The organism is Pantoea sp. VS1, from assembly GCF_002207995.1.
GTDB classification, from domain to species: domain Bacteria; phylum Pseudomonadota; class Gammaproteobacteria; order Enterobacterales; family Enterobacteriaceae; genus Pantoea; species Pantoea dispersa.
Map to the genome: position 1 here is coordinate 78,719 of NZ_NHZE01000042.1, position 26,027 is coordinate 104,745.

The window sequence follows — 26,027 nt, forward strand, 5'->3', positions numbered from 1 at the left end:
CATTTTCTATAAGTGGTTAATGTTAAATTAAAAAAAATCGTGCTAGCTGTGGACCATTTGGCACGAAAGTGGACCATTTTATATTTCCAAATGTTTCAGCATTAACTGCGGGTAATCACTTCCATACGGATAATTGCAAAAAAAAAGCGCCACATGGGCGCTTTGGATTTTTAACGGTTGAGTCGGATAGTCTTTAACCTGATCCCGTCGATATCTCCGCCGATGATTCCTGAGACCACCATCTGCCGAAGAACGGCATTGATAGCTGATGTTGACTGGCGTGAGCCGCCCGGGCCTGCAGATCGAAAAGGCGATATGTTTCGAAGCCGGCGAACGGCTTCACTTGCCGGGAAAGCAAAGCCAGGCTGCTTACCAAGGAAGGCCAGCACCGCATCTTTCTCGGCGTTATCGCCGCCCATAAGGCCTCGCGACAGCAAAAGGCGCTCTTTCACGTCCAGCAGCTTCTCCGCCAGCAGAATGCCCAGCTCTATATCGTCCAGCCCGATATCAGTCGGCACATCGTCTGCCACCAGTAGGTTGCGTGCTGCATGCAGGACGGCACTGATTTTTGTGGCCACGACTGGTGCATTTAGTGCGCTAAGCTGGATTTCCTCGCTCGAGAAGCGCTGCCCCGGCAATACCTGGGGTTCAAGTAAGTACGCAAAGTCGTCCAGCAGTTCGTTACCAGAGTCGCACACTTTCAGGGTGTGGAGACGCTTTAAACCTCGTTCTGCCGGCAGTCGAGCGAGTAGGCGCTCTCCCATTTGCTCCCATGCTGCAGGATCGCAGTACCGGCTTTCTGCAGTTGGCCTTTTGCGGGATCCAACGTTAGTAGCTTCCTCCAGCAGTTGCACCATTCCTCTTACGGTAACACCGGCATTCAGGACGGTATCAATGGCGCCTTCTTGTGCAAATACAGTCATGGCACCGTGGGCGTTCCCGGAGAATCCTTTGCGCGTAACGCGGCTGGAACAGACATAGCCGCCTTCAAAGCCTTGCGTCAGGAAGCTGGGCGGCTCGCCGGTTGAACCCTCATGTTTACGGCGAAAGAGCGTGTCCAGCATTGTCTGCTCGTCGGTCTGAACGGCAAAAAAACCTTCGGTCGATCGCAACACATGCTCTTCTACCGATTCGGCGGTGGCGTCGCTGACGAACGGACGGAATAATTTATCGCGCGCCGCATTAACCACTATGTCATCGTCGCTATTGATAATTTCTTCTTTCAGCGCGGCATTACGATTGATCAGTGCGCCGAATAACGCTTCAGAGAACGCGCTGATGACCGCCGATTTTCTGGCACCGGGCGGTTGCGCTGCGACGGCGTAAAGGCCAACAGGTATAGCAACGTAGCCAGGACGCTTGCATTTGAACGCCATGCCCACTGCACTGGATAGCATGCTAAGCCCCACCAGCGTGACGCTATCCAGGACAACCTGCCGGGATGATGCCACCTGCTTGATAAATTCAGCGATCGGGTGATCTTTGATGATTTCAAAGATGCTGCCGTGCTGATGCTCCAGAGCTTCCAGCCGTATGTCTTCTGCTTTAAGTTCCCGCTGGTACTTGGCAGCACTTTCCTTTTCGGCGATTTTCTTTGCATTTTGGCGATCTTTGATGCTTTTGACTGCTTCTGAGATATGATGGACGTTGCAATCGGCGCGTTCATCTTTTAAACTATTCTGTAAAGCGTGAGGGTTTTTCATAGTTAAATGCTCATGTTTTTTGTTCTGTAAAAGCTTCGCACTTGCGCCCGCGAAGAATTAGAAAAGCCCCGACTGTTTGCCGCAGTTCGGGGCTTTCGCGTTTTTGGTAGTTCATCTGTTTTCCGCCGTCTGCGCCTGTAGCTCGGCGATCTTGGCCACAAGCTCATCTTCTCTGAATTTAATGCGGCCGCCGACCTTAATGGGCGCGGGGAAGCATGCCGGCGAACTGTAGAACTGCCAGCGACTGCAGCTCAAAGCCCGGCACGCTTCTGCCAAGCTTACTAACTTTGGTAGTGCCATATCCTGATACCTCTAACTGTAGGAGACTGTCGTATACAAAATACATGACTGCATAGCCAAGGATCAATATAACTTATTGATAAATATAGGGTTGACCTATATTTCCAGTTGTATGCGTAGACACTACTCTTGGATGAAAAAGTGATACCAATCAAAGTTCATGCATCGATAAAAAATGCATATTGATCAGTCGATTGCAAAAGAGAATATTGAGTTACCTGTCGCATGTTGCGGCAGGATAAGGAGATACCTCATGGGATATTACGTAATCAAAAAAGGCCAACCGTCGCTGTTTGACCAGAAATATTACTTCATTTTAAAAGCGGATAATCATGAAGTGATTGCAACCAGCGAGATGTATTCATCAAAACAAGCAGCTCAAAATGGCATTGCATCCGTACAAAAGAATGGCAGTTCCACAGTCATTCGAGATGAAACTTGATTAAAATTATCTAAGGGCTAATTTTAGCCCTTTTTAATCAATTGGTCAGGGCATTACATGTCCTGCAAAGCAGCATATTTGTCAGGGCTGCGCGTTCTGGTAGAGATCCCAGCGGTTACCGTAAAGGTCCTCAAACACCACCACCATCCCGTACTCCTCCTCCCGTGGCTCCTGGCAGAAGTGGACGCCCTTTTCCTTCATGGCGTTGTAGTCGCGCCAGAAGTCGTCGGTCTGCAAGAATAGAAATACCCGCCCGCCGCACTGGTTGCCGATAAAGCCCTCCTGCCGCTCGTTTGAAGCACGGGCCAGGAGAAGATTACAGTCGCTCTCCGGGTTCGGGGTCACCACGACCCAGCGCTTGCCGGGCTGCGGCGTGTCTTCAACCAGGGTAAAGCCCAGCTTGTCGGTGTAGTACTCAATCGCGCGATCGTAGTCGTCGACCACGATCGCCACGTATCCCATGCATCGCTTTTGCGTTCTCATTTCTGCTCCGTCAGGTTTCAGGCACAACAGCCCGGACACTCTCTTTTAACATAGAAGAGCTTCCCTGCAATCTCCTAGCACTATTTTATAACTCAAGGTCATTTCTTCGGTGAGCTATACTATGGTTTTGGTTTACCCCTCTTAGATATTCTCTCTAATCTATACGGCATATTTTTGACTTGTGAAAATCAACTTTTCAAAATATTCCTGCCGCTACTCCGTAGCATTTTTAATGAACTGAGCAAGTTGATCTTCACGGAAGCGAATTGATTTCCCGAACTTCAGAGGTTTTGGAAAACCTGGGATATGACGCAGAGTTTTATAATAAACATCGCGTGTAACAGAAAGGCGTGCAACGACGTCAGGTAATGATAAAAGAGTTGGCGTAGACATAATTGTGTATTCCTCGGTATTGGATGAGGAAGACACTAGCGAAAGAGAAAATTCATGTAAAGATATGTTTTTAAAGAAAAAATAGGATTGACCTATATTTATAAGTCAACCCTATTTAAAAAAACCAATGATATCAATTGCTAATTTTGGCTTATAAGCCATTCATCAAAATAAGGCATTTCCATTAAAGATTAGTGTCAACCCAATTATCCCACGCCTGCCAAGCTGTTTTAACGCGTTCAATGAATGCCTGTGGCTGATAAACCGAGAATGCTTTACTAGCACCTACGGGTGCATGACCAATCATCAGATCGGCCACAAAGGGATCAACAACCTGACCAGCCAGATGCGCGAAGCTTCTTCTCAAATCATGGCATGTGAAATCATTGCCGATGATAGGTCTATATCGCTCACATCTTTGTGAAACAGTAGCTGCTCCAACTGTGCCAAATACCAGATCCCCCTCGGATTGACGCCATCGGTTTCGTTCAATGATGGCTAATAGTTGCTTAGTTAAGGGGATTTCTCGTTGTACGTTTGTTTTGGTACGCTCAGCGGGGAGAATCCATACACCATCTTTTATTTCGCTGAAACGGCAACCTATCGCCTCCCCTTTCCTCGCACCAGTTAGCATCGCCCATATCAGAATCTGATCAACCGGATCCCAGCTTGCTGCGCATAGTCGATACAACCTTTTGAACTGCTCAGAGTCCAGCACATTAAAACGCTTAGGATTGATAACGCTGTAGGCTCTTCTGGAACCAAATATGACTCCAGCAGATGGTACATGTACTGGTTGAAACCCATGTGTGATGTTGCCGTAAGCCATCATGGCTTTAACTGTCTGTAGGTAGCGAACAGTGCCAGTAGTTACCCCCATTATTTTTGCATGATGGACTACAAGCGGCTGCTTTAATAAGGCCGGATTTGCTTGCCCCAGCGCCGAACCGGCTACATGCTTGCGCCATACTGAGCTGGTGGATTTTTTTGTTGATAAGGTGACATCATGTTGGTCAATGAACTCTGCAAACAGCTGATCCATAGTTCTTGGTACAGATGGAGCATTGTCAGGTACAAAACCTGAGTTAATGCGTTTCCATACATCTGACGACCAGGCCCGAGCTTCATCGAGTGAATAGCGAGGGAAAGTGCCTAAGGTCAAATCGTTGCCGTTAGCAATGAACCTCCAGCTTTTAGATAGCGTGCCCGCTTTGGTCACACGGCATACTAAATAGAGTCCTTTCAGTCCTTGATTTGTTACCCTTGATTTCTTAAAGGTCTTTCCCTCGTCCGGTTTAAACTTAAGTGCGTCTGTTTTTGAATTAATCATTTTTCGTGTACCTATTTACCTTGTTTTGTACCCAAAGCGGGCCCATACAAGTGCGGGTTAATTTAGGCAGATAAATACACGAAACCCAGGCGCGACGCTACCTAGCGGCCCTATTCAATGCGAGCAAATACTAATCAATACGGAGAAAAATTGTTTGGCGTGAATAAGCCGCAGCGCATAAAAAAACGCCGGGCACTGCCCGGCGTTGTTGTTTATGGCACCGCCCTTATAGCGGATCAACCTTCAGACAGGACACCGCATGGCGGAAACTGCCTTCCAGTAGCGGTCGGGTTTTGGCGCACTCCGGGCCGGCAATCGGGCAGCGGGTGCGGAATACGCAGCCTGATGGCGGATTGATCGGCGACGGCAGTTCCCCTTCCAGCAGCTGAATCTGCTTATTCTTCTCCAGGTCCGGATCAGGAATCGGCACCGCCGACATCAGCGCTTTGGTGTACGGATGCTGTGGATCGTTATACACCGCATCATAGGTTCCCAGCTCCACCGCGTGGCCGAGATACATCACCAGTACGCGATCAGAGATGTGCTTCACCACCGCCAGGTCATGCGCGATGAAGATCAGCGACAGGCCCATTTCACGCTGCAGTTTCTGCAGCAGGTTGACCACCTGCGCCTGAATCGATACGTCGAGCGCGGACACCGGCTCATCACAGATAATCAGCTTCGGCTCAAGAATCAGCGCACGGGCGATACCGATACGCTGGCACTGGCCACCGGAGAACTCGTGCGGATAGCGGTTGATGAGGTTCGGCAGCAGACCGACCTTCATCATCATGGTTTTAACCTTATCCTTCACTTCCTGACGCGGCATCTTCGGATAGTAGGTGCGCAGCGGTTCGGCGATGATGTCACCAATGGTCATACGCGGGTTGAGCGAGGCCAGCGGGTCCTGGAAGATCATCTGAATGTCACTGCGCGCCTGACGCCACTCTTCCTGGCTCTGGCCCAGCAGATCGCGTCCCAGCCACGCCACGCGTCCGTCGGTGGCTTTCACCAGACCGATAATGGCGCGCGCCAGCGTGGATTTGCCGCAGCCGGACTCACCGACCACGCCGAGGGTTTCGCCTTCATACAGACGCAGACTGACACCATCCACCGCTTTCAGGGTTTTCGGCGGCTGCCAGAACCACTGCTTGCCGTCTTTGATATCGAAATGCACCTTGAGATCGGCGATTTCCAGCAACACTTTTTTCTCTTCAGTTACGGTGCTCATACTAACTCCTCCACCGGTTTGAAGCAGGCGCGCAGGCGCCCTTCGGCAAACGGTTCAAGCGGCGGTGATTTGGCACAAATATCCATGGCATAAGCGCAGCGCGGCTGGAACGGACAGCCCTGCGGCAGACGCAACAGGTTGGGCGGGTTGCCGGGAATGGTGGTCAGCGACTCCCCCTCCGCGTCAAGACGCGGCACCGCGCTCAGCAAACCGATCGAGTACGGATGGGCCGGCTGGTAGAACACATCGCGCGCACGGCCATATTCCATGGTCCGCCCGGCATACATCACCAGTACCTTGTCACAGATCCCGGCAACAACGCCGAGATCGTGAGTGATCATGATGATGGCGGTGTTGAATTCACGCTTCAGCTCATTCAACAGCGTCATGATTTGCGCCTGCACGGTGACATCCAGCGCGGTGGTGGGCTCATCGGCAATCAGCAGCTTTGGCCGGCACAGCAGCGCCATGGCGATCATTACGCGCTGACGCATGCCACCGGAAAACTCGTGCGGGAACATCTTCATGCGCTTGCGCGCTTCCGGCATTTTTACCGCGTCCAGCATGCGCACCGACTCTTCAAACGCCTGGGCGCTGCTCATGCCTTTGTGCAGTTTCAGCACCTCCATCAGCTGTTCGCCGACGCGCATGTACGGATTGAGCGATGTCATCGGGTCCTGGAAAATCATCGCAATCTGCTCCGCGCGCAGCTTGTTCAGCTTGCTTTCCGGCAGATTGAGGATTTCGCTGCCGTTAAACTGCGCCGAGCCACCAATGCGACCATTTTTCGCCAGCAGTCCCATCAGCGCAAACGCGGTTTGCGATTTTCCGGAGCCGGATTCACCAACAATGCCCAGCGTTTCACCGGCGCGCAGGGAAAAGTTGAGGTCGTTCACAGCGGTCACGTCGCCGTCGTGGGTACTGAAGGTGACGCGCAGATCTTTAACGTCCAGCAGCAGGTTAGCGTTTCCCGCAGGTGCAGCCGCCAGCGGCTGCTGAGTATCATGATGGGTCATCGGGAAACTCCTTAACGATCTTTCGGGTCGAGGGCGTCACGCAGGCCATCGCCGATAAAGTTGAAACAGAACAACGTCACCACCAGGAAGCCCGCCGGGAACATCAGCAGCCACGGTGATACTTCCATCGAGTTGGCGCCGTCGCTCAACAGCGCGCCCCAGCTGCTCAGTGGCTCCTGGGTGCCGAGGCCAAGAAAACTCAGGAAGGATTCAAACAGGATCATGCTTGGCACCAGAAGCGAGGCATACACCACCACCACGCCCAGCACGTTCGGCACGATGTGGCGCAGCACGATATTGCCGGTAGAAACGCCGCCGACCTGCGCCGCTTCGATGAACTCTTTGCGCTTCAGTCCCAGCGTCTGGCCGCGCACGATACGCGCCATATCCAGCCATGACACCATGCCAATGGCAACGAAGATCAGCAGGATATTGCGGCCAAAGAAGGTCACCAGCAGGATGACGAAGAACATAAACGGGAACGAGTTGAGGATTTCCAGGATACGCATCATCACCGAGTCAATCTTGCCGCCGAGGTAGCCGGCCAGCGAACCGTACAGCGTGCCCACCAGCACCGCGATCAGCGCTGAAGCGATGCCGACCATCAGCGAGATACGGCCGCCAATCGCCACGCGCACCAGCAGGTCACGTCCCGAGGAGTCGGTGCCAAACCAGTGGCCTGAGGTGGTGTCCGGCGGTGCAGACATCATAGCCCAGTCGGTATCATCATATTTGAACTGCGCCAGCATCGGGGCGAACACCACGAACAGCGCAATCACCAGCAGCACCAGCAGGCTGATAAGGGCCGCACGGTTATGAATAAAGCGGCGACGTGCGTCCTGCCACAGGCTGCGCCCTTCCACTTCCAGCTTTTCGCTGAACGCGTCCAGAGCTTCGCTATTTTTCTTACTTAACATCATGAGCGAGCTCCACCATCAGTAACGAATTTTCGGATCGATAACGGCGTACAGCACGTCAACGATCGCATTGAACAGGATGGTCAGCACGCCGACCAGAATCGTCAGGCTCATCACCAGCGAGTAGTCACGGTTCAGTGCGCCGTTGACGAATAGCTGACCGATGCCCGGCAGACCGTAAATTGATTCGATTACCATCGAACCGGTGATGATGCCAACAAACGCCGGCCCCATATAGGAGAGCACCGGCAGCAGCGCCGGCTTCAGCGCGTGGCGCAGCACAATACGGCGCAGCGGCAGACCTTTCGCACGCGCGGTGCGGATGAAGTTGGAGTGCATCACTTCAATCATCGAGCCGCGGGTGATACGGGCGATACTGGCGATGTAAGCCAGTGACAGCGCCACCATCGGCAGCAGCATGTAGTTCCACTGGCCGCCATTCCAGCCGCCGCCTGGCAGCCAGCGCAGGGTGATGGCAAAGATCAGTACCAGCAGCGGTGCCACCACGAAGCTGGGAATAACCACCCCGGTCATCGCCACCCCCATGACCGCATAATCCCACAAACTGTTTTGCTTCAGCGCGGCGATAACCCCCGCCGTGACGCCCAGCACCACCGCAAGGAAGAAGGCTGCCAGCCCCAGTTTGGCCGATACCGGAAACGCATGACCGACCAGGTAGTTAACCGAGTAGTCTTTATATTTAAACGACGGCCCGAAATCGCCGTGTGCCAGCTGCACCAGGTAGCTGAGATACTGTTTGCCGATCGGATCGTTGAGATGATATTTGGCCTCAATGTTGGCCATGACTTCCGGCGCCAGCGCACGCTCGCCGGTGAACGGACTGCCGGGTGCCAGTCGCATCATAAAGAAGGAGATGGTGATCAGAATGAATAGCGTCGGGATGGCTTCAAGGAGCCGACGCAGGATGAATTTTAACATTGCCGTACCTACCAGGCTGTTGCTTCACAAAGTCAAAAAGGCGGCGCCGCAGCACCGCCACTGTCGATAGCCTGAGTGCTATTAATGCTTAATGATGTACAGGTTCTTATCCAGGGTTTTATCCAGCGGATCGTTGCCGGTGTAGCCGCCAACGTACGGTTTCACCAGACGCGCGTTCACGTAGTAGTAAACCGGCACGATGGTGCTGTCTTTATCCAGGATCTGCTCTGCTTTCTGATAATCGGCCACGCGCGCTTTGTCATCCGCCGCTTTCACCGCATCGTGAATCACTTTGTCGAAGTCCGCGCTCTTATAGTGCGAGGTGTTACTGCTGCTGTCCGACAGCATGATGTTCAGGAAGGAAGTCGGTTCGTTATAGTCGGCACACCATGCTGCGCGGGAGACATCGAAGTTGCCCTGATGACGGGTATCCAGGAAGGTTTTCCACTCCTGGTTTTCCAGCTTGATGTTCACGCCGATGTTCTTTTTCCAGATGGACGAGGCGGCAATCGCCAGTTTTTTGTGCAGATCGGAAGTGTTGTACAGCAGGTTGAAGGTCAGCGGTTTGTCGGCGGTATAACCGGCTTCGGCCAGCAGTTTCTTCGCTTCTTCGTTACGCTTGTTCTGATCCCACTTGTACCAGTCCGGCGGCAGCAGTTCCATGCCGTCAGTGGCTGGCGGGGTGAAGCTGTAGGCCGGCTGTTGACCCTGCGCCAGCACTTTGTTCACCATGATGTCGCGATCCAGACCCAGCTTCAGCGCGGTACGCACGCGGACATCGGTAAACGGTGCTTTCTGGTTGTTGATTTCATAGTAGTAGGTGCACAGATACGGTTTCACCATCAGCTCTTTACCGTTATCACGCTGCAGTTTTTTAAACAGCTCGATCGGCATGTTGTTGTAAGTGATGTCGCTGCCGTTCTCGGAGAAATAACGGTTCACATCGCTGACTTCGGAGTTGATTGGCAGGAAGGTGACTTTATTCAGTACGGTATGTTCGTTGTCCCAGTATTCCGGGTTACGCACCAGCGTCACGCGTTCGTTGATCACGTGAGATTCCAGTTTAAAGGCACCGTTGCCGACCCAGTTCTGCGGCTGCGTCCACTGGTCGCCAAACTTCTCAATGGCTGGCTTATACACCGGTGACATCACCGCGTTGATCAGCAGCTTATCGAAGTACGGTACCGGCTCGCTCAGCGTCACTTCCAGCGTGTGGTCATCCAGTGCTTTCACGCCAAGATCGGAGGTCGGTTTTTTACCGGCGATGATGTCATCCACGTTGAGGATGTGGCCATACTGCGGGTAGCTCGCATAGGGCGAGGCGGTTTTTGGATCGACCAGACGCTGCCAGCTGTAGACGAAGTCCTGCGCGGTGACCGGCTCGCCGTTTGACCATTTGGCATTTTTACGCAGATGGAAGGTCCAGACTTTGTAGTCTTTGTTTTCCCAGCTTTCCGCGACGCCCGGAACCGGCTTGCCGTTGCTGTCGCTCACGATCAGACCTTCATACAGGTCACGGGCGATATTATCTTCCGGCACGCCTTCGATTTTGTGCGGATCCAGCGACTGCACTTCATCGCCATTGCCGCGCACCAGTTCCTGTTTCGCTGCCAATTCGGTACCCGCCGGTACGTTGGCCGCCAGTGCAGCATTCCCTGCCAGCGCGCCGATGGCCGCCAGTACGCCTGCGGCGATCAGGCTTTTTTTCGTGATGTTGTTCATTATTACGCTCCAGTTTTATTATCGTCACCGGGTCGGCTGACCGCCCGGCGTACCCCGTTTCCGGGAGATCTCCGCCTGTCTGCGCGAAGATCACTACCACCCTGCAGGGTTACCACGGCAACGTGACGCCCGACTGTAGCGCCGGATGGTCACATTACTCAATGTTTCTTTATGTAATAGTATTTCAGCGCCAGCATATCCTGCGGATCTTTGCCGCTGAAACCGCCCACCCACGGCTTCACCAGCCGCACGCTAACGCGGTAGTAGACCGGGATGATCGGTGAATCCTGATCCAGCTGTTGTTCCGCCTGCTGATAGAGCTGCGCGCGCTGCGCGTCATCAGCGGTGTTGAGCGTTTGCGCCATCAGCGCATCAAATGCGGCGCTGTGATAAAACGCGGTGTTGATGGAGGAGCCACTCAGCAGCAGATTGAGGAAGCTGGATGGCTCGTTGTAATCCGCACACCAGGTGGCGCGCACCACATCAAACTGTGCCTGATGACGGGTCTCCAGTAGCGTTTTCCACTCCTGATTTTGCAGCGTGACCTGCGCACCGAGATTCTTTTGCCACATCGAGGCAGCCGCAATCGCCTGACGCTTGTTCTGTTCTGAGGTGTTATACAGCAGAGTAAAACGCAGCGGATGCTGGGCATTGAAGCCAGCTTCCGCCAGCAGCTGCTTCGCTGCCGCGTTACGTTGCGCCTGCGTCTGCTGCGCCCACGCTGGCGTATTGAGAGCAATACCGTGAATAAAGGGCGGCGTCAGGCCGTAGGCCGGGATCTGTCCCTGCCCCATAATTTTCTGTGCGATGATGTCGCGGTCGAGCGTTAACTTCAGCGCGCTGCGTACGCGGACGTCGTCAAACGGCGCTTTCTTGTTATTGATTTCGTAATAGAAGGTGCACAGCAGCGGGCTGACTTTTACTTCGTCTCCCAGCGCCTGCTGCAGCTTTTTGAACATATCGGGCGGCACCACGCTGTTGGTCATGTCGGTGCCGCCACTGCGATAGCGGTTTATATCGCTATTCTCAGAGGTGAGCGCCAGAAACACGCCTTCCTCCAGCGTGGTATGGGCATTGTCCCAGTAGTGCGGATTACGCTTCACCACGATCTGCTCATTCACCACCCAGTCCGCCAGCGTGTAAGCGCCATTACCCACGTAGTGCTGCGGCTGTGTCCAGGCATCGCCCCACTGCTCTACCGCCGGACGATAAACCGGTTTCATCGAAGTATGAGCCAGCATATCAACAAAATACGGTACCGGTTCAGAGAGCGTAACCTGCAAATGATGGTCGTCCAGCGCTTTCACGCCCAGCTGGGAAGGCGCCGCTTTACCGGCGAGGATGGCATCAATGTTGCTGATGTGCACAGCCTGCAAATAGCTGGCGTACGGCGAGGCGGTGCGGGGATCGGCCAGACGCTGCCAGCTGTAGACAAAATCCTGCGCGGTGACCGGCTCACCATTGCTCCAGCGGGCATCTTTACGCAGCGTGAATGTCCAGATGCGGCCCTGCTGATTTTGCCACTGCTGCGCCACGCCGGGCACCAGTTGACCGTTGTTGTCGGTCTCAACCAGTCCTTCCAGCAGATTGCGAATCACATTGGATTCCGGCACGCCCTCGACTTTTTGTGGATCAAGCGAGGACACTTCGCTGCCATTGTTAATAACGATGCGTTGCGTATCCGCCAATGACGTCCCGGCTGGGATCTCAGCGGCCTGACTTTGCGCCAGCGCACTGGAGAGGCAAAGCGCCAGAAACGTGCGCGCTGCCGTTTTCGCTACCATGCTTTTCATCAACCAATATCAACCTTCAACATAAACCTGATAGCAGTAAGCAAGAAGCGTACACATTTGTTGCTAGCAGATAAAAAATTTTGCGGTGAGCCGAAAATTATCAGAAGCGTTGCCCGCACGCCAAAGCTAAACCACAAAAATGTTAGCTGATTCTCTTTTATCACGTTGCCGCGCACAGGAAAAGTGTTAATTCTTGAGCAGAATTATCGATTAACCCACTGATAAATAATGAATTTCAGCCTTATTTGCACGTTAATTATTCGTTAATCAACTAACTTTATAATATTTACGAATATTGCTGCTTTTAATGCTGAAGCCCGGATATTTATTCGGATTTACAGCGCAAGCTGTAGAATGATACTGCAGATTATTTGCAGAGTAGTGGGATATACCGTGACGATTATCACAGTATTTTGCGGCTCAGGGTATATGCGGGATAACACCAGTAGTAAAACTGATGAGGTTAAGCCGATATTAAGCGCGACAAATAAAATCACTATAATGGTGCAATATTTCGTTTAATTGCACCATTCTGGTTCATAAAGCGCTTAGCGATAAAAAATAACCGCCGTTAATTCAGTAATCCTGGAAACAGGGCTTTCATTCCGGTCACGACAAATTCAATGCCCAGCGCCATGAGCAGCAGCCCCATGATACGCGTAATGACGTTGATACCGGTTTGTCCCAATACGCGCACCATCAGCGGTGCGGCCCGGAACAATAACCAGCAGCAGAAGGCAAATATCGCAATCGCCAGGGTAAAGCCCAGCAGATTTGGCCAGCTGTGATAACGCGAGCTCCAGACAATGGTCGAGCTGATCGCGCCCGGCCCTGCCATCAGCGGCAGCGCCAGCGGCACCACGCCGATGCTTTCACGAATCGCCGTTTCTGACTTCTCCTGCTTGTTCTGTTTGTCTTCACCCAGCTTGCCGCTGATCATCGACATGGCGATGGTGACCACCAGAATGCCACCGGCGATGCGGAAAGAGTCAATCGAGATACCAAACAGATGCAGGATACCGTCGCCAAGGAATAGCGAGGTCCAGAGGATAATCGCCACCGCCAGGTTCGCGGTCAGGTTAGTTTTATTGCGCTCCGCCACCGCCTGGTAGCTGGTCATGCTGATAAATACCGGAATAATGCCGACCGGGTTAACTAGCGCGAACAAACCCACAAAAAATTTAATGTAGCCAGAAAGATCGAGTAGCGCAGGGGTCACGGTGGGCTCCAGATGATGGCGAAAAAATCGCGCTTAATGTAGTGCAAAAGCCTGGCGAAACACCAGAGGCTAACGCAGAAATAAATGCTGCACTTAAAGCACTATCCCAGTTTATTCCGCTACTGTTAGCACGATGTTATCGGCCTGCAGCCGGTCAGATCCGCTTCTGTAGCCGTCGACGCTAACTTTACTTGCAAAAGTGAGCGCTGAAAGGTGTCAGCTGATAGTTAAATTGATCTGCATCATAAATTGCCTACCCCATCAGGGGTAATCTTAGCCCATCGGAACTCAACCCTGTGACACAGGTCATCCTGGCGGAAAAACCTTTTTAGTAAGCAACGGCACGGGCATCGCCATCCTTAGCTATCCATAAGCGTAACGAGACTATACTTCTGGATTCAGGCTTGTTTACTAAAAAAGTTTAACTTCCTTAGGAGAGTATTATGGCCGTTACTAATGTTGCCGAGCTTAACGCACTGGTAGAACGTGTTAAAAAGGCACAGCGCGAATACGCCAATTTTAGTCAGGAACAAGTTGATACCATTTTCCGTGCGGCCGCCCTCGCCGCTGCCGATGCCCGTATCCCTCTCGCCAAAATGGCCGTTGCCGAATCCGGCATGGGTATCGTTGAAGATAAAGTCATCAAAAACCACTTCGCTTCCGAATATATCTATAACGCTTACAAAGACGAAAAAACCTGTGGCGTGCTGGATACCGATGATACCTTTGGCACCATCACCATCGCTGAGCCGATTGGCCTGATTTGTGGCATCGTGCCCACCACCAACCCGACCTCTACCGCCATCTTCAAGGCCCTGATTAGCCTGAAAACCCGTAACGGTATCATCTTCTCTCCTCATCCACGTGCCAAAGATGCCACCAACAACGCGGCAGATATCGTACTGCAGGCTGCTATCGCGGCCGGCGCGCCAAAAGACATTATTGGCTGGATTGATGCGCCATCGGTTGAGCTCTCTAACCAGTTGATGCATCACCCGGATATCAACCTGATTCTCGCCACCGGTGGTCCGGGCATGGTGAAAGCGGCTTACAGCTCCGGCAAACCAGCGATTGGTGTGGGCGCGGGTAACACTCCGGTGGTGATTGACGAAACGGCCGATATCAAACGCGCGGTTGCCTCGATCCTGATGTCAAAAACCTTCGACAACGGCGTGATTTGCGCGTCTGAACAGTCAGTGATTGTCGTGGATTCTGTCTATGATGCCGTGCGTGAGCGCTTCGCCAGCCACGGCGGCTACCTGCTGCAGGGCAAAGAGCTGAAAGCGGTGCAGGATATCATCCTTAAAAATGGCGCGCTGAACGCAGCGATTGTCGGTCAGCCGGCTTACAAAATTGCTGAACTGGCAGGGATTAGCGTGCCGGTGAGCACCAAAATTCTGATTGGTGAAGTGAAACTGGTGGATGAGTCTGAGCCATTCGCCCATGAGAAGCTCTCGCCTACGCTGGCCATGTACCGCGCGAAAGACTATTACGATGCGGTGGATAAAGCAGAAAAACTGGTGGCAATGGGCGGTATCGGCCACACCTCCTGTCTTTATACCGACCAGGACAACCAGCGCGAGCGCGTAAACTTCTTTGGCGACAAAATGAAAACCGCGCGCATCCTGATCAACACCCCGGCTTCACAGGGCGGGATCGGTGACCTGTATAACTTCAAGCTGGCCCCTTCACTCACGCTGGGCTGCGGTTCATGGGGTGGTAACTCTATCTCTGAAAACGTGGGTCCAAAACACCTGATCAACAAGAAAACCGTGGCCAAGCGAGCTGAAAATATGTTGTGGCATAAACTTCCGAAGTCTATCTACTTCCGCCGCGGTTCTCTGCCAATTGCGCTGGAAGAAGTGGCGACAGACGGTGCAAAACGCGCCTTTATCGTCACCGACCGCTTCCTGTTCAACAACGGTTATGCTGACCAAGTCACCCGCGTGCTGAAATCACACGGTATTGAGACCGAAGTGTTCTTTGAAGTAGAAGCAGACCCAACGCTGAGCATCGTGCGTAAAGGTGCCGAGCAGATGAACAGCTTCAAACCTGACGTAATCATCGCCCTGGGCGGGGGTTCACCGATGGATGCGGCCAAGATTATGTGGGTGATGTACGAGCATCCGGAAACCCACTTTGAAGAACTGGCGCTGCGCTTTATGGACATCCGTAAACGTATCTACAAGTTCCCGAAAATGGGTGTCAAAGCGCGCATGGTGGCCATCACCACCACTTCCGGTACCGGTTCAGAAGTTACCCCGTTTGCGGTAGTGACTGACGATGCCACCGGCCAGAAATATCCGCTGGCAGACTATGCCCTGACGCCGGATATGGCGATTGTCGATGCCAACCTGGTGATGGAGATGCCGCGTTCGCTGTGCGCCTTTGGGGGTCTGGATGCTGTCACTCATGCGCTGGAAGCCTACGTATCGGTACTGGCCAACGAATACTCCGATGGTCAGGCGCTGCAGGCACTGAAGCTGCTGAAAGAGAATTTACCTGCCAGCTACCGCGACGGCGCGAAAAATCCTGTGGCGCGTGAGCGTGTTCATAATGCGGCGACCATTGCCGGTATCGCTTTCGCCAACGCCTTCCTCGGCGTGTGTCACTCCATGGCGCATAAACTGGGCTCTGAGTTCCACATTCCACACGGTCTGGCCAACGCCCTGCTGATTTGTAACGTGATTCGCTACAACGCGAATGACAATCCAACCAAGCAGACTGCCTTCAGCCAGTACGACCGTCCGCAGGCACGCCGCCGCTATGCTGAGATTGCTGACCATCTCGGTCTGAGCGCTGCCGGTGACCGTACCGCGCAGAAAATTGAAAAACTGCTGGCATGGCTGGAAGAGATGAAAACTCAGCTGGGCATCCCAACTTCTATCCGCGAAGCGGGCGTGCAGGAAGCTGACTTCCTGGCGAAAGTCGACAAGCTGGCGGATGATGCGTTCGATGACCAGTGTACCGGCGCTAACCCACGCTATCCGCTGATTGCTGAACTGAAACAAATCATGCTGGATACCTTCTATGGCCGTGAGTTCTCAGAAGCAGATAACAGTGTTGCCGCTGAGGGTGAAGCTAAAGCCGTAAAGAGTGAGAAGAAAACCAAAAAGGCCTGACTGGCCTGATACAAAAAAACCCGCTGCGGCGGGTTTTTTTTATGCTGCGGCTATTCAGGCGTGAGGCAGTTGTGAACCGTAAATGGCGTTTAGCGAGCCGTCATTAATCGCCTGTTTATAGTGCTTGCGGCACACAGAGATATAGCGCTCATTACCACCGATCACCACCTGCTCCCCTTCGCTGAACGGTTTACCCTGCGCATCCAGCCGTAATACCATGCTGGCTTTGCGTCCACAGTGACACACGGTTTTCAATTCCACCAGCTTATCGGCCCAGGCCAATAAATACTGACTGCCGGTAAATAACTCACCGCGAAAGTCGGTACGCAGACCATAACACAGCACCGGAATATCCAGATTATCTACCACGTCCGACAGGGCTTTCACCTGCTCCCGCGTCAGAAACTGGCTCTCATCCACCAGTACACAGTGAACCGTTTGCTTCGCGTGCTGTTCCGCTATTTCACTTTCCAGGTTGGTCTGCGCGTTATATAAAAAAGCCGGAGACGAAAGACCAATACGCGAGCTGACTTTTCCGGCGCCGAAACGGTCGTCAATTTCCGCGGTATACACCAGCGTACGCATGCCGCGCTCATGGTAATTGTAGGAAGACTGCAGCAGTGCGGTGGATTTTCCCGCGTTCATCGCTGAGTAATAAAAATAGAGTTGCGCCATAAAATGTCTCTTGTCACTGCATGAAACTGTTGCGCGTGAGTCTATCATAAAGCTGCTGCACTGTTGCGATGCATTATTTTTATCAACTGCTCAAATTAACGCCATCGTCATAGATCAGCAGCATCGTTATCAACATTTCGCACGTTATGTCAAAGCCGTGATCATGCAGCAATTTTATTCAGCATTATTAGCGCTGATGCCCGGGCGAAAGGGGCACAGCGGTATTTATCCCTGCAAAACCTGTGCTATCAAATCTATAAAAAGAATAATAAATAGCGCCTTAAAAAGCTTAACAACATTAACTTTACGTTTTGCTTTTTAATCTGGCTATTGCAGTTATTTTTCACCGCCACTATTATGAGGCGGCAGAACAACTCCATTTATTATATTTTGAGATTAGGACAATGAGCGAAGCACTTAAAATTCTTAATAATATCCGTACATTGCGCGCGCAGGCTCGGGAATGCTCTCTGGAAACACTGGAAGAGATGCTGGAAAAACTTGAGGTTGTGGTGAATGAACGTCGTGAAGAAGAATCTCTTGCCCAGGCGGAAAATGCCGAGCGCAGCCGTAAGCTGGAACAATATCGTGAAATGCTGATGGCAGACGGTATTGATCCAAACGAACTGCTGCAGGCATTAGCGGAAACCAAAGCGCCAGGTAAAGCCAAACGCGCGGCACGTCCGGCGAAGTATGGTTACGTCGACGAAAACGGTGAGAACCGTACCTGGACCGGCCAGGGACGTACGCCAGCCGTGATTAAAAAAGCGATTGAAGAACAAGGTAAACAACTGGACGATTTCCTGCTGTAAGGAACCAGTGCTTCGCAGCATGCCAGCCCTGGCGCTGTGCTCTGTTTTACACCGGGTAAGAAAAAAGGAAGCCGCTGGCTTCCTTTTTTTATCGCGACTTATTGCTGATAGAAGTCGCGGTACCAGTCAACAAAACGCTGCACGCCCTGCTCTACGCTGGTCTGCGGGCGGAAATTTATCGCGTCATACAGCGGCTGCGTGTCTGCACTGGTGCCTAATACATCGCCGGGCTGCATCGGCAGCATATTTTTCTTCGCCTCAATCCCCAGCGCTTTTTCCAGCGACTCTATGTAAGTCATCAGGCTGGTAGGCTGACTATTGCCAATATTGTATACGCGATAAGGCGCCGAACTGGTGGCAGGCGAGCCGTTTTCCACCGTCCAGTTTTCATCTGCCTGCGGAATCACGTCCTGCAAACGCACAATCGCTTCGGCAATATCATCAATATAGGTGAAGTCACGTGTCATCTGGCCGCGGTTATACACATCAATCGCGTCACCGGCCAGCATCGCGCGGGTGAACTTAAACAGCGCCATATCCGGACGGCCCCACGGACCATAAACGGTAAAGAAGCGCAATCCGGTGGTGGGTAATTGGTAAAGGTGTGAATAGGTATGCGACATTAATTCGTTGGCTTTTTTCGTCGCAGCATAAAGTGATACCGGATGATCAACCGAATCATCCGTGGAGAACGGCATTTTACGGTTCAGGCCATAAACCGAACTCGATGAAGCATACAGCAGGTGGCCAATCTTATGATGACGGCAACCTTCCAGAATATTTAAGTGACCAATCAGGTTGGCATCAGCGTAGGCGTGCGGATTCTCGATGGAATAGCGAACACCCGCCTGTGCACCTAAATGGATCACACGCGCAAAAGCATGCTGTTCAAACAGGGAAGAAATGGCCTGGCGATCTGCCAGGTCCATTTTAAGAAAAGTAAACGCGGGATGTGCGGTAATCTGGTCGAGGCGCGCCTGTTTCAGGCTGACATCGTAGTAATCATTCAGGTTATCGATACCAACAACCTGGTGACCGGCAGCCAGCAAACGCTGACTAACGTGAAAACCAATAAATCCTGCCGCGCCGGTGACCAGAAAATTCATACATCCCTCATTTATTACACAATTTGAATAGACGCTCCGCGGCCGATTGCATAATAAACAAAACCGCGTTTGCTGATACGCTCCGGATCATACAGGTTACGACCATCAAAAATCACGGGTTGTTTTAACGAGGATTTAATCACGTCGAAATCCGGAGCACGGAAGTTCTGCCACTCGGTGCAGATCACCAGACCATCGGCGCCCTGCAGCGCAGCTTCTTTAGTGCCGCACAGCTTCAGATCGTCACGATGACCGTAGATGCGCTGAGCTTCTTCCATCGCTTCCGGATCAAACGCCTGCACCGTTGCGCCCGCCTGCCACAGTGCTTCCATCAGCACGCGGCTTGAGGCTTCACGCATGTCGTCGGTGTTCGGTTTGAACGCCAGACCCCACAGCGCAAACGTCTTGCCACGCAGATCGTCGCCAAAGTGACGTTTAATAAACGTCGGCAGCTTGTTCTTCTGCGAATCGTTGACGTCTTCTACCGCCTGCAGCAGGCGCGGGGTGTAGCCGATTGACTCTGCAGTGCGAATCAGCGCCTGCACGTCTTTCGGGAAGCAGGAACCGCCGTAACCACAGCCCGGATAAATAAAGTGATAACCGATGCGTGAATCAGAACCGATGCCCTGACGTACTTTTTCCACGTCAGCACCCAGGCGTTCCGCAAGGTTGGAAATCTCGTTCATGAAGCTGATTTTGGTTGCCAGCATGCAGTTAGCTGCATATTTGGTCAGCTCTGCACTGCGGATATCCATCAGAATCATGCGGTCGTGATTACGGTTAAACGGCTCGTACAGTTCACGCAGCAGTTCGACCACCTCATCATTGTCGGTGCCCACCACGATACGTTCCGGACGCATGCAATCGTTAACTGCGGCGCCCTCTTTCAGGAACTCCGGGTTGGAGACCACATCGAACGCGATATTGGCATCACGCTGCTTCAGCGTTTCGCTCATCACCGCGCGCACGCGGTCAGCGGTGCCTACCGGTACGGTAGATTTGTCGATGACGACTTTGTGATCGTTCATGTGCTGCGCGATAGTACGCGCAACCGCAGTCACATATTTCAGGTCGGCAGAGCCATCCTCATCCGGCGGCGTGCCCACAGCAATAAACTGCATTACGCCATGGTTTACGCCCTCTTCTGCGTTGGTGCTGAATTTCAGACGCCCCGCTTCATAGTTAGACATAACCAGCGGCGTCAGGCCCGGTTCAAAAATTGGGATGATGCCCTTTTTCAGGCTTTCGACTTTCTTTTCGTCGACATCAATACAGAGAACGTCATGTCCGACTTCGGCCAACACCGCAGCCTGAACCAGACCGACATAGCCGATACCAAATACAGTGACTTTCATTGAATTATCCTGTGCTTAATGAATTACTTTTTGTTGCCTGCAACGCCGTCGAGCCACTGAGCGAAATCTTTGCCCAGCACCGGATGACGCACGCCATACTCAACAAAAGCTTGCATATAACCCAGTTTATTACCGCAGTCGTGGCTCACGCCGGTCAGGTGGTAAGCTTCTACGGTCTCTTTTTCCATCAGCATGGCGATGGAGTCGGTCAGCTGCACTTCGCCGCCGGCACCCGGAGGGGTTTTCGCCAGCAGAGGCCAGATGTCCGCAGACAGCACGTAACGACCGACTACCGCCAGGTTAGATGGCGCTTCCGAGGCTTTTGGCTTCTCAACCACGCCCACCATCGGTGCGCTCTGGCCCGGTGCCAGCTCTGCGCCCTGGCAGTCAACCACGCCGTAAGCGGTGACATCGGCAACTGGCTCAACCATGATCTGGCTGCGACCGCTCTCTTCAAAGCGCGTCAGCATTTCTGCCAGGTTATCTTTGGTTGGGTTAGATTCGTACTCATCAATAATCACGTCTGGCAGAATCACCGCGACTGGCTCATCACCGACCAGCGGATGAGCACACATCACGGCGTGACCGAGGCCCTTGGCGATACCCTGACGTACCTGCATGATAGTAACGTGTGGCGGGCAGATGGACTGGATTTCATCCAGCAGCTGACGCTTCACGCGTTTTTCCAGCATCGCTTCCAGTTCGAAACTGGTATCAAAATGGTTTTCGATGGAGTTTTTAGAGGAGTGCGTAACCAGCACGATCTCATTAATACCCGCAGCAATACACTCGTTCACGACATACTGGATCAACGGCTTATCGACCAGCGGTAACATCTCTTTTGGAATAGCTTTGGTGGCAGGCAGCATACGCGTACCCAGACCTGCAACCGGGATTACCGCTTTTTTTACTTTAGACTTATAGGCAGACATCAAATACCTCTCTTAATAGGCCGTTCAAGTTAATACTTGATATGTCGGTTTAAAAACGAAATGAGTATATCAGTTAGTGTCAGACGGATTTATCCTGGATGGAGTTAATCCGCGGAATTTAAGACTATTACCCAAGTGTAAAGCTAAGCTTTGGCCCTGTCTTTAACCCGCGGAAAATATAAATCTGAGTGGCTATTCTTCGGACGATAACATCAGGCGAAGCCGACCGCCGGCTCCCCAGACGTGACATTGCCAGGCATCGGCGCGCTGGCTGATTTGATTAAGATGGGTGCTGCCCATAGTGCCAAGCGGCACGCCGTTACTGAGCTGGATTTGCTGAGTATTGATATGCAGCGTGGCATTCAGACCGGCTGAAACCAGAATCAGATTTTTCAACTGACGATGGTAGTAGCCCACCAGCAGCGGGAACTGACCGTTCAGGTTGGCCTGACGCAACAGCATATTCACCTGGCGCAGCAGACCATTGAGTTCCGGCAGACGCTGCTTTTGCCCGGACAGTTGCTCCTGCAATAAACCGTTGAACAGTGCTCTGAGCAATAATGCAGCCAGCACGCCGTTGTCGCCGGCACGCGTTACGTCCAGGCAATAAAACGCCAGATCTTTGTCCGACAGCGCGGCAATATCCAGCACCAGCCCCGGCTGTTCCGCCATGGTGAGTTGACGGTAGTTTATGCGGCAGCTGGCGATGGTTTGCTGGACTGGCGGTTGCAGCTGTTTGAGCAGCTTGGCGGCAGCGAGCGGATCGCGGACCAGGGCATCCCAGTCCTGAAACAGCTGTTCATCTTCTTCCACTTTCGAGGTGAACATCGAAGGATAGAGGCACTCAAACACCGCTTCACGGAAACGTTCCAGGTTTTTTAGCGGCTTGAGCAGCACGTCCTGTACGCCAAGGCGCAGCACGTGGGCAATATCGGCCATGTTCTGCGTGGCGGAGATGATCAGGATAGGCACGCTATTACCGCGTGTACGAATTCGCTCGACAAACTCAATACCGCCCATGCGCGGCATTTCCAGATCGCAAATGACCAGGTCCACCGACTGCGCGGCGAGTAAATTCAGGCCGTCGAGTCCGTCGCCCGCTTCGAACGTGCTGGCTCCAAGGCCAGTTAACAATGTGTCCAGCAATGAACGGAAAACGACCTCATCTTCGACAATGAGTATCTTTTTGCCGATTAGCGGTTTTTCCATTCTCTCCCCCTGCGTACCAGATATTTCAATAGTGGTTCATAAAACGCCGTTGCGCCTTTCAGAATTGGCTGAAGTCACAACCCCCGTGAATGAACAACTGATTATCTGCTACGGACCAGCGGTAATAGTTCATCCATTTTTTTCTCCACGGCGGCCTTGCCTGCCGCAATGGCCTCTTCAGCCCGATGAAAGTCCAGCGTTGAAATCTGCGGACAAAAAGGCTGAATCAGCACATCCGGCGGATCGCCTGCCATACGGTTACGTTTCAGGCGATTTTCCAATACCTGGATTGACGTTGACATAATTTCCATCGCGCCTGGAGACTGGCTGGCGCGCCGATGGGTCAACCCCATCAGACGCTGGCGCAGTTTTTTGCCCCAGCTCAGTGCTTCTGCCGCTGCCGCCTCTTCACCGCTCTGCGGCGTGACCGACAGCAGATCCTGCTGCATCAGGTGCGCATCATGTTGCAGGTCAACGGCAATCACAATGTCAGCGCCCAGCGCGCGAGTCAGCGAAATCGGCACCGGATTGACCACCGCACCATCCACCAGCCAATAACCATTGTAGCCAACCGGAGGCAATAAGCCTGGCATACTACACGATGCACGCACCGCCTGGTGCAAATCACCTTCGGTCAGCCACAGCTCGCGTCCGGTGCTGAGGTTGGTTGCCACCACGCCAAAGCGCTTGTCCGCGTCTTCGATGAGCTCGTTGGGGATCAGCTGACGGATATGGCTAAACACCCGGTCGCCGCGCAGCAGGCCGCCACGCTGCCATGAGAGATCCATCAGACGGATAACATCCCAGTAGCGAAATGCGCTGACCCATTTCTCCATCAACGCCAGACGACCGTTGACGTAGGCAGAACCCACCAGTGCGCCGACGGAACAGCCGGCGACGACATCCACCTCAATACCGGCGCGCTCCAGCGCGTTAATGACACCGATATGCGCCCAGCCTTTGGCAGCGCCCGATCCCAGGGCCAGCCCAATCCTGACTTTTCTCATCTCACCTCGTGATCAACCTGATGCGTAGCTTCACGCTGGCCAGTCGGCTAACATAGCGCACACTTTCATTAACTTTAATCACTCTCAGGAGATGATGTGTCCGAAAAGTGCCCCTGCTGCAGCGGAGAGCAGTATAGCCTATGTTGTCAGCCCTTTCTGAACGGGCAACAAACGCCACAGCGCGCTGAACAGTTAATGCGCTCGCGTTACAGCGCTTACGTTAAGCAAAACGCCGCCTGGCTGGTAGAAACCTGGCATCCCAGCCAGCGCGTGGCCGGACTGGAGACGCTATTATCCGAAAGTTTCGCCACCACAGAATGGCTTGGCCTGAATGTAACCCGTTGTAATCACGGAAGCCATGAGAATGAAGCCTTCGTGACTTTTTTTGCGCGTTATCTCGAAAAAGGCCGTGCCGGCAGCCTGTATGAATGTTCACGCTTTCTTCGCGAGGATCAACGCTGGTACTATGTCGACGGAACAACGCCGGAGTTAGGGCGTAACGATCGCTGTCCTTGTGGCTCCGATAAAAAATACAAAAAATGTTGTGGCTAATCTGGACAGATGCCCAACAGCTTCACCATTCATCGCTTTGACAGGACTCTGATCGAGATGCAAGCGCAAACCATGCAACGAAAAGTTTTACGGACCATTTGCCCCGATGCCAAAGGTCTGATCGCCAAGATCACCAACATTTGCTACAAGCACGAACTGAACATTGTGCAGAACAATGAGTTCGTCGATCACCGTACCGGGCGCTTTTTCATGCGCACAGAGCTGGAAGGCATTTTCAACGACAACACGCTGCTGGCTGACCTCGACAGCGCGCTGCCGAGCGGTTCGGTACGTGAGCTGCACAGCGCCGGACGTCGCCGAGTGGTGATTCTGGTCACCAAAGAGGCGCATTGCCTGGGCGATCTGCTGATGAAGAGCGCCTTTGGTGGTCTGGACATGGAAATCGCCGCCGTCATTGGTAACCATGAAACGCTGCGTTCACTGGTCGAGCGTTTTGACATCCCGTTCGTGCTGGTCAGCCATGAAGGCCTGACGCGCGAAGAGCACGATAACCGCATGGCGGATGAGATCGATCGCTATCAGCCGGATTACGTGGTACTGGCGAAATACATGCGCGTGCTGACGCCGGCGTTTGTACAGCGTTATCCCAACCAGATCATCAATATTCACCACTCGTTCCTGCCCGCTTTCATTGGCGCACGCCCTTATCATCAGGCCTATGAGCGCGGCGTGAAGATCATCGGTGCCACAGCGCACTACGTGAACGACAACCTGGATGAAGGCCCGATCATCATGCAGGACGTGATTAACGTCGATCACAGCTATACCGCTGAAGAGATGATGCGTGCCGGACGCGACGTGGAAAAGAATGTACTAAGCCGCGCGCTGTATAAAGTGCTGGGCCAGCGCGTGTTTGTTTACGGCAACCGCACGATCATTCTTTAACCACTGCGGCGCTGATTTGCGCAACTCTTCAGCGCCACGCGTAAAAAGTGGGCAAACGATTGAGTTTTTTACTGCGGGCGCTTTACAGACTGAACGCATTTGGTATGATGCGCCCCGCTTTCAGGCATAAAGATTCAGGCCAGTGGCGGGATTCCCGAGCGGCCAAAGGGAGCAGACTGTAAATCTGCCGTCATCGACTTCGAAGGTTCGAATCCTTCTCCCGCCACCATCTGAATCCATTCTGTGCCTGAATCTTCTGAGCTTCATATCCCTGGCGGGATTCCCGAGCGGCCAAAGGGAGCAGACTGTAAATCTGCCGTCATCGACTTCGAAGGTTCGAATCCTTCTCCCGCCACCATTTCATGTTGCAGTCCTCTTCCAGCCAGTCAATAAAGCCAGTTAATAACACCTGGAGAAGGATGAGAAGCTTCGACCGAAGGTTCGGGTCGAACGCAGTGAGACAACGCGCGCAGCGCGGCCCGCAGGGTGAGCCGCTTGCGGCGAATAATCCTTCTCCCGCCACCATTTTATGCTGCACATCTCCTCCAGTTGTCATATGAATTCAGGCAATGCCTGGTCGCCATCAATGGCGCCCCTACAGTGATACGGACTCAAGTGTTACCCATGTGACCGGTTTGTACCCACATGCCACCCCTGAAGTGGTACGGCCTGAAATGTTACCCATGTGACCGGTTTATATTCTCATCGTCCCAGTTGTCACCCGGATTGTAGGGTGCGCATTAAGGTACGACCGGGCACATGGGTAACAGATCAGACCGGGCACACAGGTAACACTTTTTGTGGTCAGTCGATTCGGATAATACGCTTTTCTGCCCGGTCATAATACGCAAGGATGAGCCTGT

General features: G+C 52.9%; 22 protein-coding genes, 2 tRNA genes and 1 other RNA gene. 9 read left to right on the plus strand and 16 right to left on the minus strand.

Annotation, left to right across the window (positions count from 1 at the left end; genetic code table 11):
- Nucleotides 1-170: 170 nt before the first annotated feature.
- Complete coding sequence (locus tag CBW22_RS16220) at nucleotides 171-1,703, minus strand: DUF3987 domain-containing protein (RefSeq protein ID WP_088517190.1); 1,533 nt, start codon at nucleotides 1,701-1,703, stop codon at nucleotides 171-173.
- 553 nt (nucleotides 1,704-2,256) lie between these two features.
- Here CBW22_RS16220 and CBW22_RS16230 point away from each other — a divergent pair.
- The gene (locus tag CBW22_RS16230) at nucleotides 2,257-2,445 is read left to right on the plus strand and encodes a YegP family protein (protein WP_088517192.1); all 189 of its coding nucleotides are present in this window, start codon (nucleotides 2,257-2,259) and stop codon (nucleotides 2,443-2,445) included.
- A gap of 81 nt (nucleotides 2,446-2,526) precedes the next feature.
- Here the strand turns inward: CBW22_RS16230 and CBW22_RS16235 are convergent, their stop codons facing one another.
- From CBW22_RS16235 to CBW22_RS16275, 9 genes are all read right to left on the minus strand, one after another.
- Entirely contained in the window at nucleotides 2,527-2,928 is a 402-nt protein-coding gene (locus tag CBW22_RS16235; RefSeq protein ID WP_088517193.1) for a VOC family protein, read from the minus strand.
- Between the two features lie 577 nt (nucleotides 2,929-3,505).
- Nucleotides 3,506-4,651, minus strand: a complete 1,146-nt coding sequence (locus tag CBW22_RS16240) for a tyrosine-type recombinase/integrase (protein ID WP_088517194.1) — start codon at nucleotides 4,649-4,651, stop codon at nucleotides 3,506-3,508.
- A 226-nt stretch (nucleotides 4,652-4,877) separates the two neighbouring features.
- The gene (gene oppF, locus CBW22_RS16245; protein WP_058785617.1) at nucleotides 4,878-5,882 is read right to left on the minus strand and encodes a murein tripeptide/oligopeptide ABC transporter ATP binding protein OppF; all 1,005 of its coding nucleotides are present in this window, start codon (nucleotides 5,880-5,882) and stop codon (nucleotides 4,878-4,880) included.
- Nucleotides 5,879-6,898, minus strand: a complete 1,020-nt coding sequence (locus CBW22_RS16250) for an ABC transporter ATP-binding protein (RefSeq protein ID WP_021510087.1) — start codon at nucleotides 6,896-6,898, stop codon at nucleotides 5,879-5,881. The genes oppF and CBW22_RS16250 overlap by 4 nt, the downstream gene beginning before the upstream one ends.
- A gap of 11 nt (nucleotides 6,899-6,909) precedes the next feature.
- Nucleotides 6,910-7,818, minus strand: a complete 909-nt coding sequence (gene oppC / locus CBW22_RS16255) for an oligopeptide ABC transporter permease OppC (RefSeq protein ID WP_021510086.1) — start codon at nucleotides 7,816-7,818, stop codon at nucleotides 6,910-6,912.
- Nucleotides 7,819-7,833: 15 nt separating this feature from the next.
- Nucleotides 7,834-8,754, minus strand: a complete 921-nt coding sequence (gene oppB / locus CBW22_RS16260) for an oligopeptide ABC transporter permease OppB (protein WP_021510085.1) — start codon at nucleotides 8,752-8,754, stop codon at nucleotides 7,834-7,836.
- An 81-nt stretch (nucleotides 8,755-8,835) separates the two neighbouring features.
- Nucleotides 8,836-10,476 (minus strand): oligopeptide ABC transporter substrate-binding protein OppA, encoded by a 1,641-nt coding sequence (oppA, locus tag CBW22_RS16265; RefSeq protein ID WP_021510084.1) that lies wholly within the window; start codon nucleotides 10,474-10,476, stop codon nucleotides 8,836-8,838.
- 158 nt (nucleotides 10,477-10,634) lie between these two features.
- Nucleotides 10,635-12,269 (minus strand): ABC transporter substrate-binding protein, encoded by a 1,635-nt coding sequence (locus tag CBW22_RS16270; protein WP_088517195.1) that lies wholly within the window; start codon nucleotides 12,267-12,269, stop codon nucleotides 10,635-10,637.
- 571 nt (nucleotides 12,270-12,840) lie between these two features.
- Nucleotides 12,841-13,488 carry a YchE family NAAT transporter gene (locus CBW22_RS16275; protein WP_031280216.1) on the minus strand — a complete coding sequence of 216 codons (648 nt, stop codon included), beginning with the start codon at nucleotides 13,486-13,488 and terminating at the stop codon, nucleotides 12,841-12,843.
- A 443-nt stretch (nucleotides 13,489-13,931) separates the two neighbouring features.
- Here CBW22_RS16275 and adhE point away from each other — a divergent pair, with 443 nt between their 5' ends.
- Nucleotides 13,932-16,610 carry a bifunctional acetaldehyde-CoA/alcohol dehydrogenase gene (gene adhE / locus CBW22_RS16280; protein ID WP_088517196.1) on the plus strand — a complete coding sequence of 893 codons (2,679 nt, stop codon included), beginning with the start codon at nucleotides 13,932-13,934 and terminating at the stop codon, nucleotides 16,608-16,610.
- A gap of 54 nt (nucleotides 16,611-16,664) precedes the next feature.
- On the opposite strand, the gene tdk is transcribed toward adhE, so the two are convergent.
- Nucleotides 16,665-17,285 (minus strand): thymidine kinase, encoded by a 621-nt coding sequence (gene tdk, locus CBW22_RS16285; RefSeq protein ID WP_058757709.1) that lies wholly within the window; start codon nucleotides 17,283-17,285, stop codon nucleotides 16,665-16,667.
- 10 nt (nucleotides 17,286-17,295) lie between these two features.
- Here tdk and CBW22_RS26115 point away from each other — a divergent pair, with 10 nt between their 5' ends.
- Together CBW22_RS26115 and hns are read left to right on the plus strand one after the other, a co-directional pair.
- Nucleotides 17,296-17,607, plus strand: a complete 312-nt coding sequence (locus tag CBW22_RS26115) for a hypothetical protein (protein WP_141097330.1) — start codon at nucleotides 17,296-17,298, stop codon at nucleotides 17,605-17,607.
- Nucleotides 17,608-17,689: 82 nt separating this feature from the next.
- Nucleotides 17,690-18,097 (plus strand): histone-like nucleoid-structuring protein H-NS, encoded by a 408-nt coding sequence (hns, locus tag CBW22_RS16290; protein ID WP_031280215.1) that lies wholly within the window; start codon nucleotides 17,690-17,692, stop codon nucleotides 18,095-18,097.
- A gap of 98 nt (nucleotides 18,098-18,195) precedes the next feature.
- Here the strand turns inward: hns and CBW22_RS16295 are convergent, their stop codons facing one another.
- The 5 genes from CBW22_RS16295 to rssA form a co-directional block, all read right to left on the minus strand.
- Nucleotides 18,196-19,203, minus strand: coding sequence for an NAD-dependent epimerase (locus tag CBW22_RS16295; protein ID WP_058757710.1), 1,008 nt, complete (start codon nucleotides 19,201-19,203; stop codon nucleotides 18,196-18,198).
- 14 nt (nucleotides 19,204-19,217) lie between these two features.
- The gene (locus CBW22_RS16300; protein ID WP_058757711.1) at nucleotides 19,218-20,558 is read right to left on the minus strand and encodes a UDP-glucose dehydrogenase family protein; all 1,341 of its coding nucleotides are present in this window, start codon (nucleotides 20,556-20,558) and stop codon (nucleotides 19,218-19,220) included.
- 23 nt (nucleotides 20,559-20,581) lie between these two features.
- The gene (galU, locus tag CBW22_RS16305) at nucleotides 20,582-21,490 is read right to left on the minus strand and encodes a UTP--glucose-1-phosphate uridylyltransferase GalU (protein ID WP_021510076.1); all 909 of its coding nucleotides are present in this window, start codon (nucleotides 21,488-21,490) and stop codon (nucleotides 20,582-20,584) included.
- A 192-nt stretch (nucleotides 21,491-21,682) separates the two neighbouring features.
- Nucleotides 21,683-22,699 (minus strand): two-component system response regulator RssB, encoded by a 1,017-nt coding sequence (gene rssB / locus CBW22_RS16310; RefSeq protein ID WP_021510075.1) that lies wholly within the window; start codon nucleotides 22,697-22,699, stop codon nucleotides 21,683-21,685.
- A gap of 101 nt (nucleotides 22,700-22,800) precedes the next feature.
- A complete protein-coding gene (rssA, locus tag CBW22_RS16315; protein WP_021510074.1) occupies nucleotides 22,801-23,706 on the minus strand; it encodes a patatin-like phospholipase RssA in 906 nt (301 codons plus the stop codon).
- 96 nt (nucleotides 23,707-23,802) lie between these two features.
- Between rssA and CBW22_RS16320 the strand changes: the two genes are divergently transcribed.
- The 5 genes from CBW22_RS16320 (at nucleotide 23,803) to CBW22_RS16340 (ending at nucleotide 25,689) form a co-directional block, all read left to right on the plus strand.
- On the plus strand, nucleotides 23,803-24,258 hold the full coding sequence (locus CBW22_RS16320; RefSeq protein WP_088517197.1) for a YchJ family protein: 456 nt from the start codon (nucleotides 23,803-23,805) through the stop codon (nucleotides 24,256-24,258).
- 57 nt (nucleotides 24,259-24,315) lie between these two features.
- The gene (gene purU, locus CBW22_RS16325) at nucleotides 24,316-25,164 is read left to right on the plus strand and encodes a formyltetrahydrofolate deformylase (RefSeq protein ID WP_088517199.1); all 849 of its coding nucleotides are present in this window, start codon (nucleotides 24,316-24,318) and stop codon (nucleotides 25,162-25,164) included.
- 144 nt (nucleotides 25,165-25,308) lie between these two features.
- A tRNA-Tyr gene (locus CBW22_RS16330) sits at nucleotides 25,309-25,393 on the plus strand.
- Nucleotides 25,394-25,437: 44 nt separating this feature from the next.
- Nucleotides 25,438-25,522 (plus strand) — tRNA-Tyr (locus CBW22_RS16335).
- Nucleotides 25,523-25,562: 40 nt separating this feature from the next.
- A non-coding RNA gene (locus CBW22_RS16340) (RtT sRNA) lies at nucleotides 25,563-25,689 on the plus strand.
- The last annotated feature ends 338 nt before the right edge of the window (nucleotides 25,690-26,027 follow it).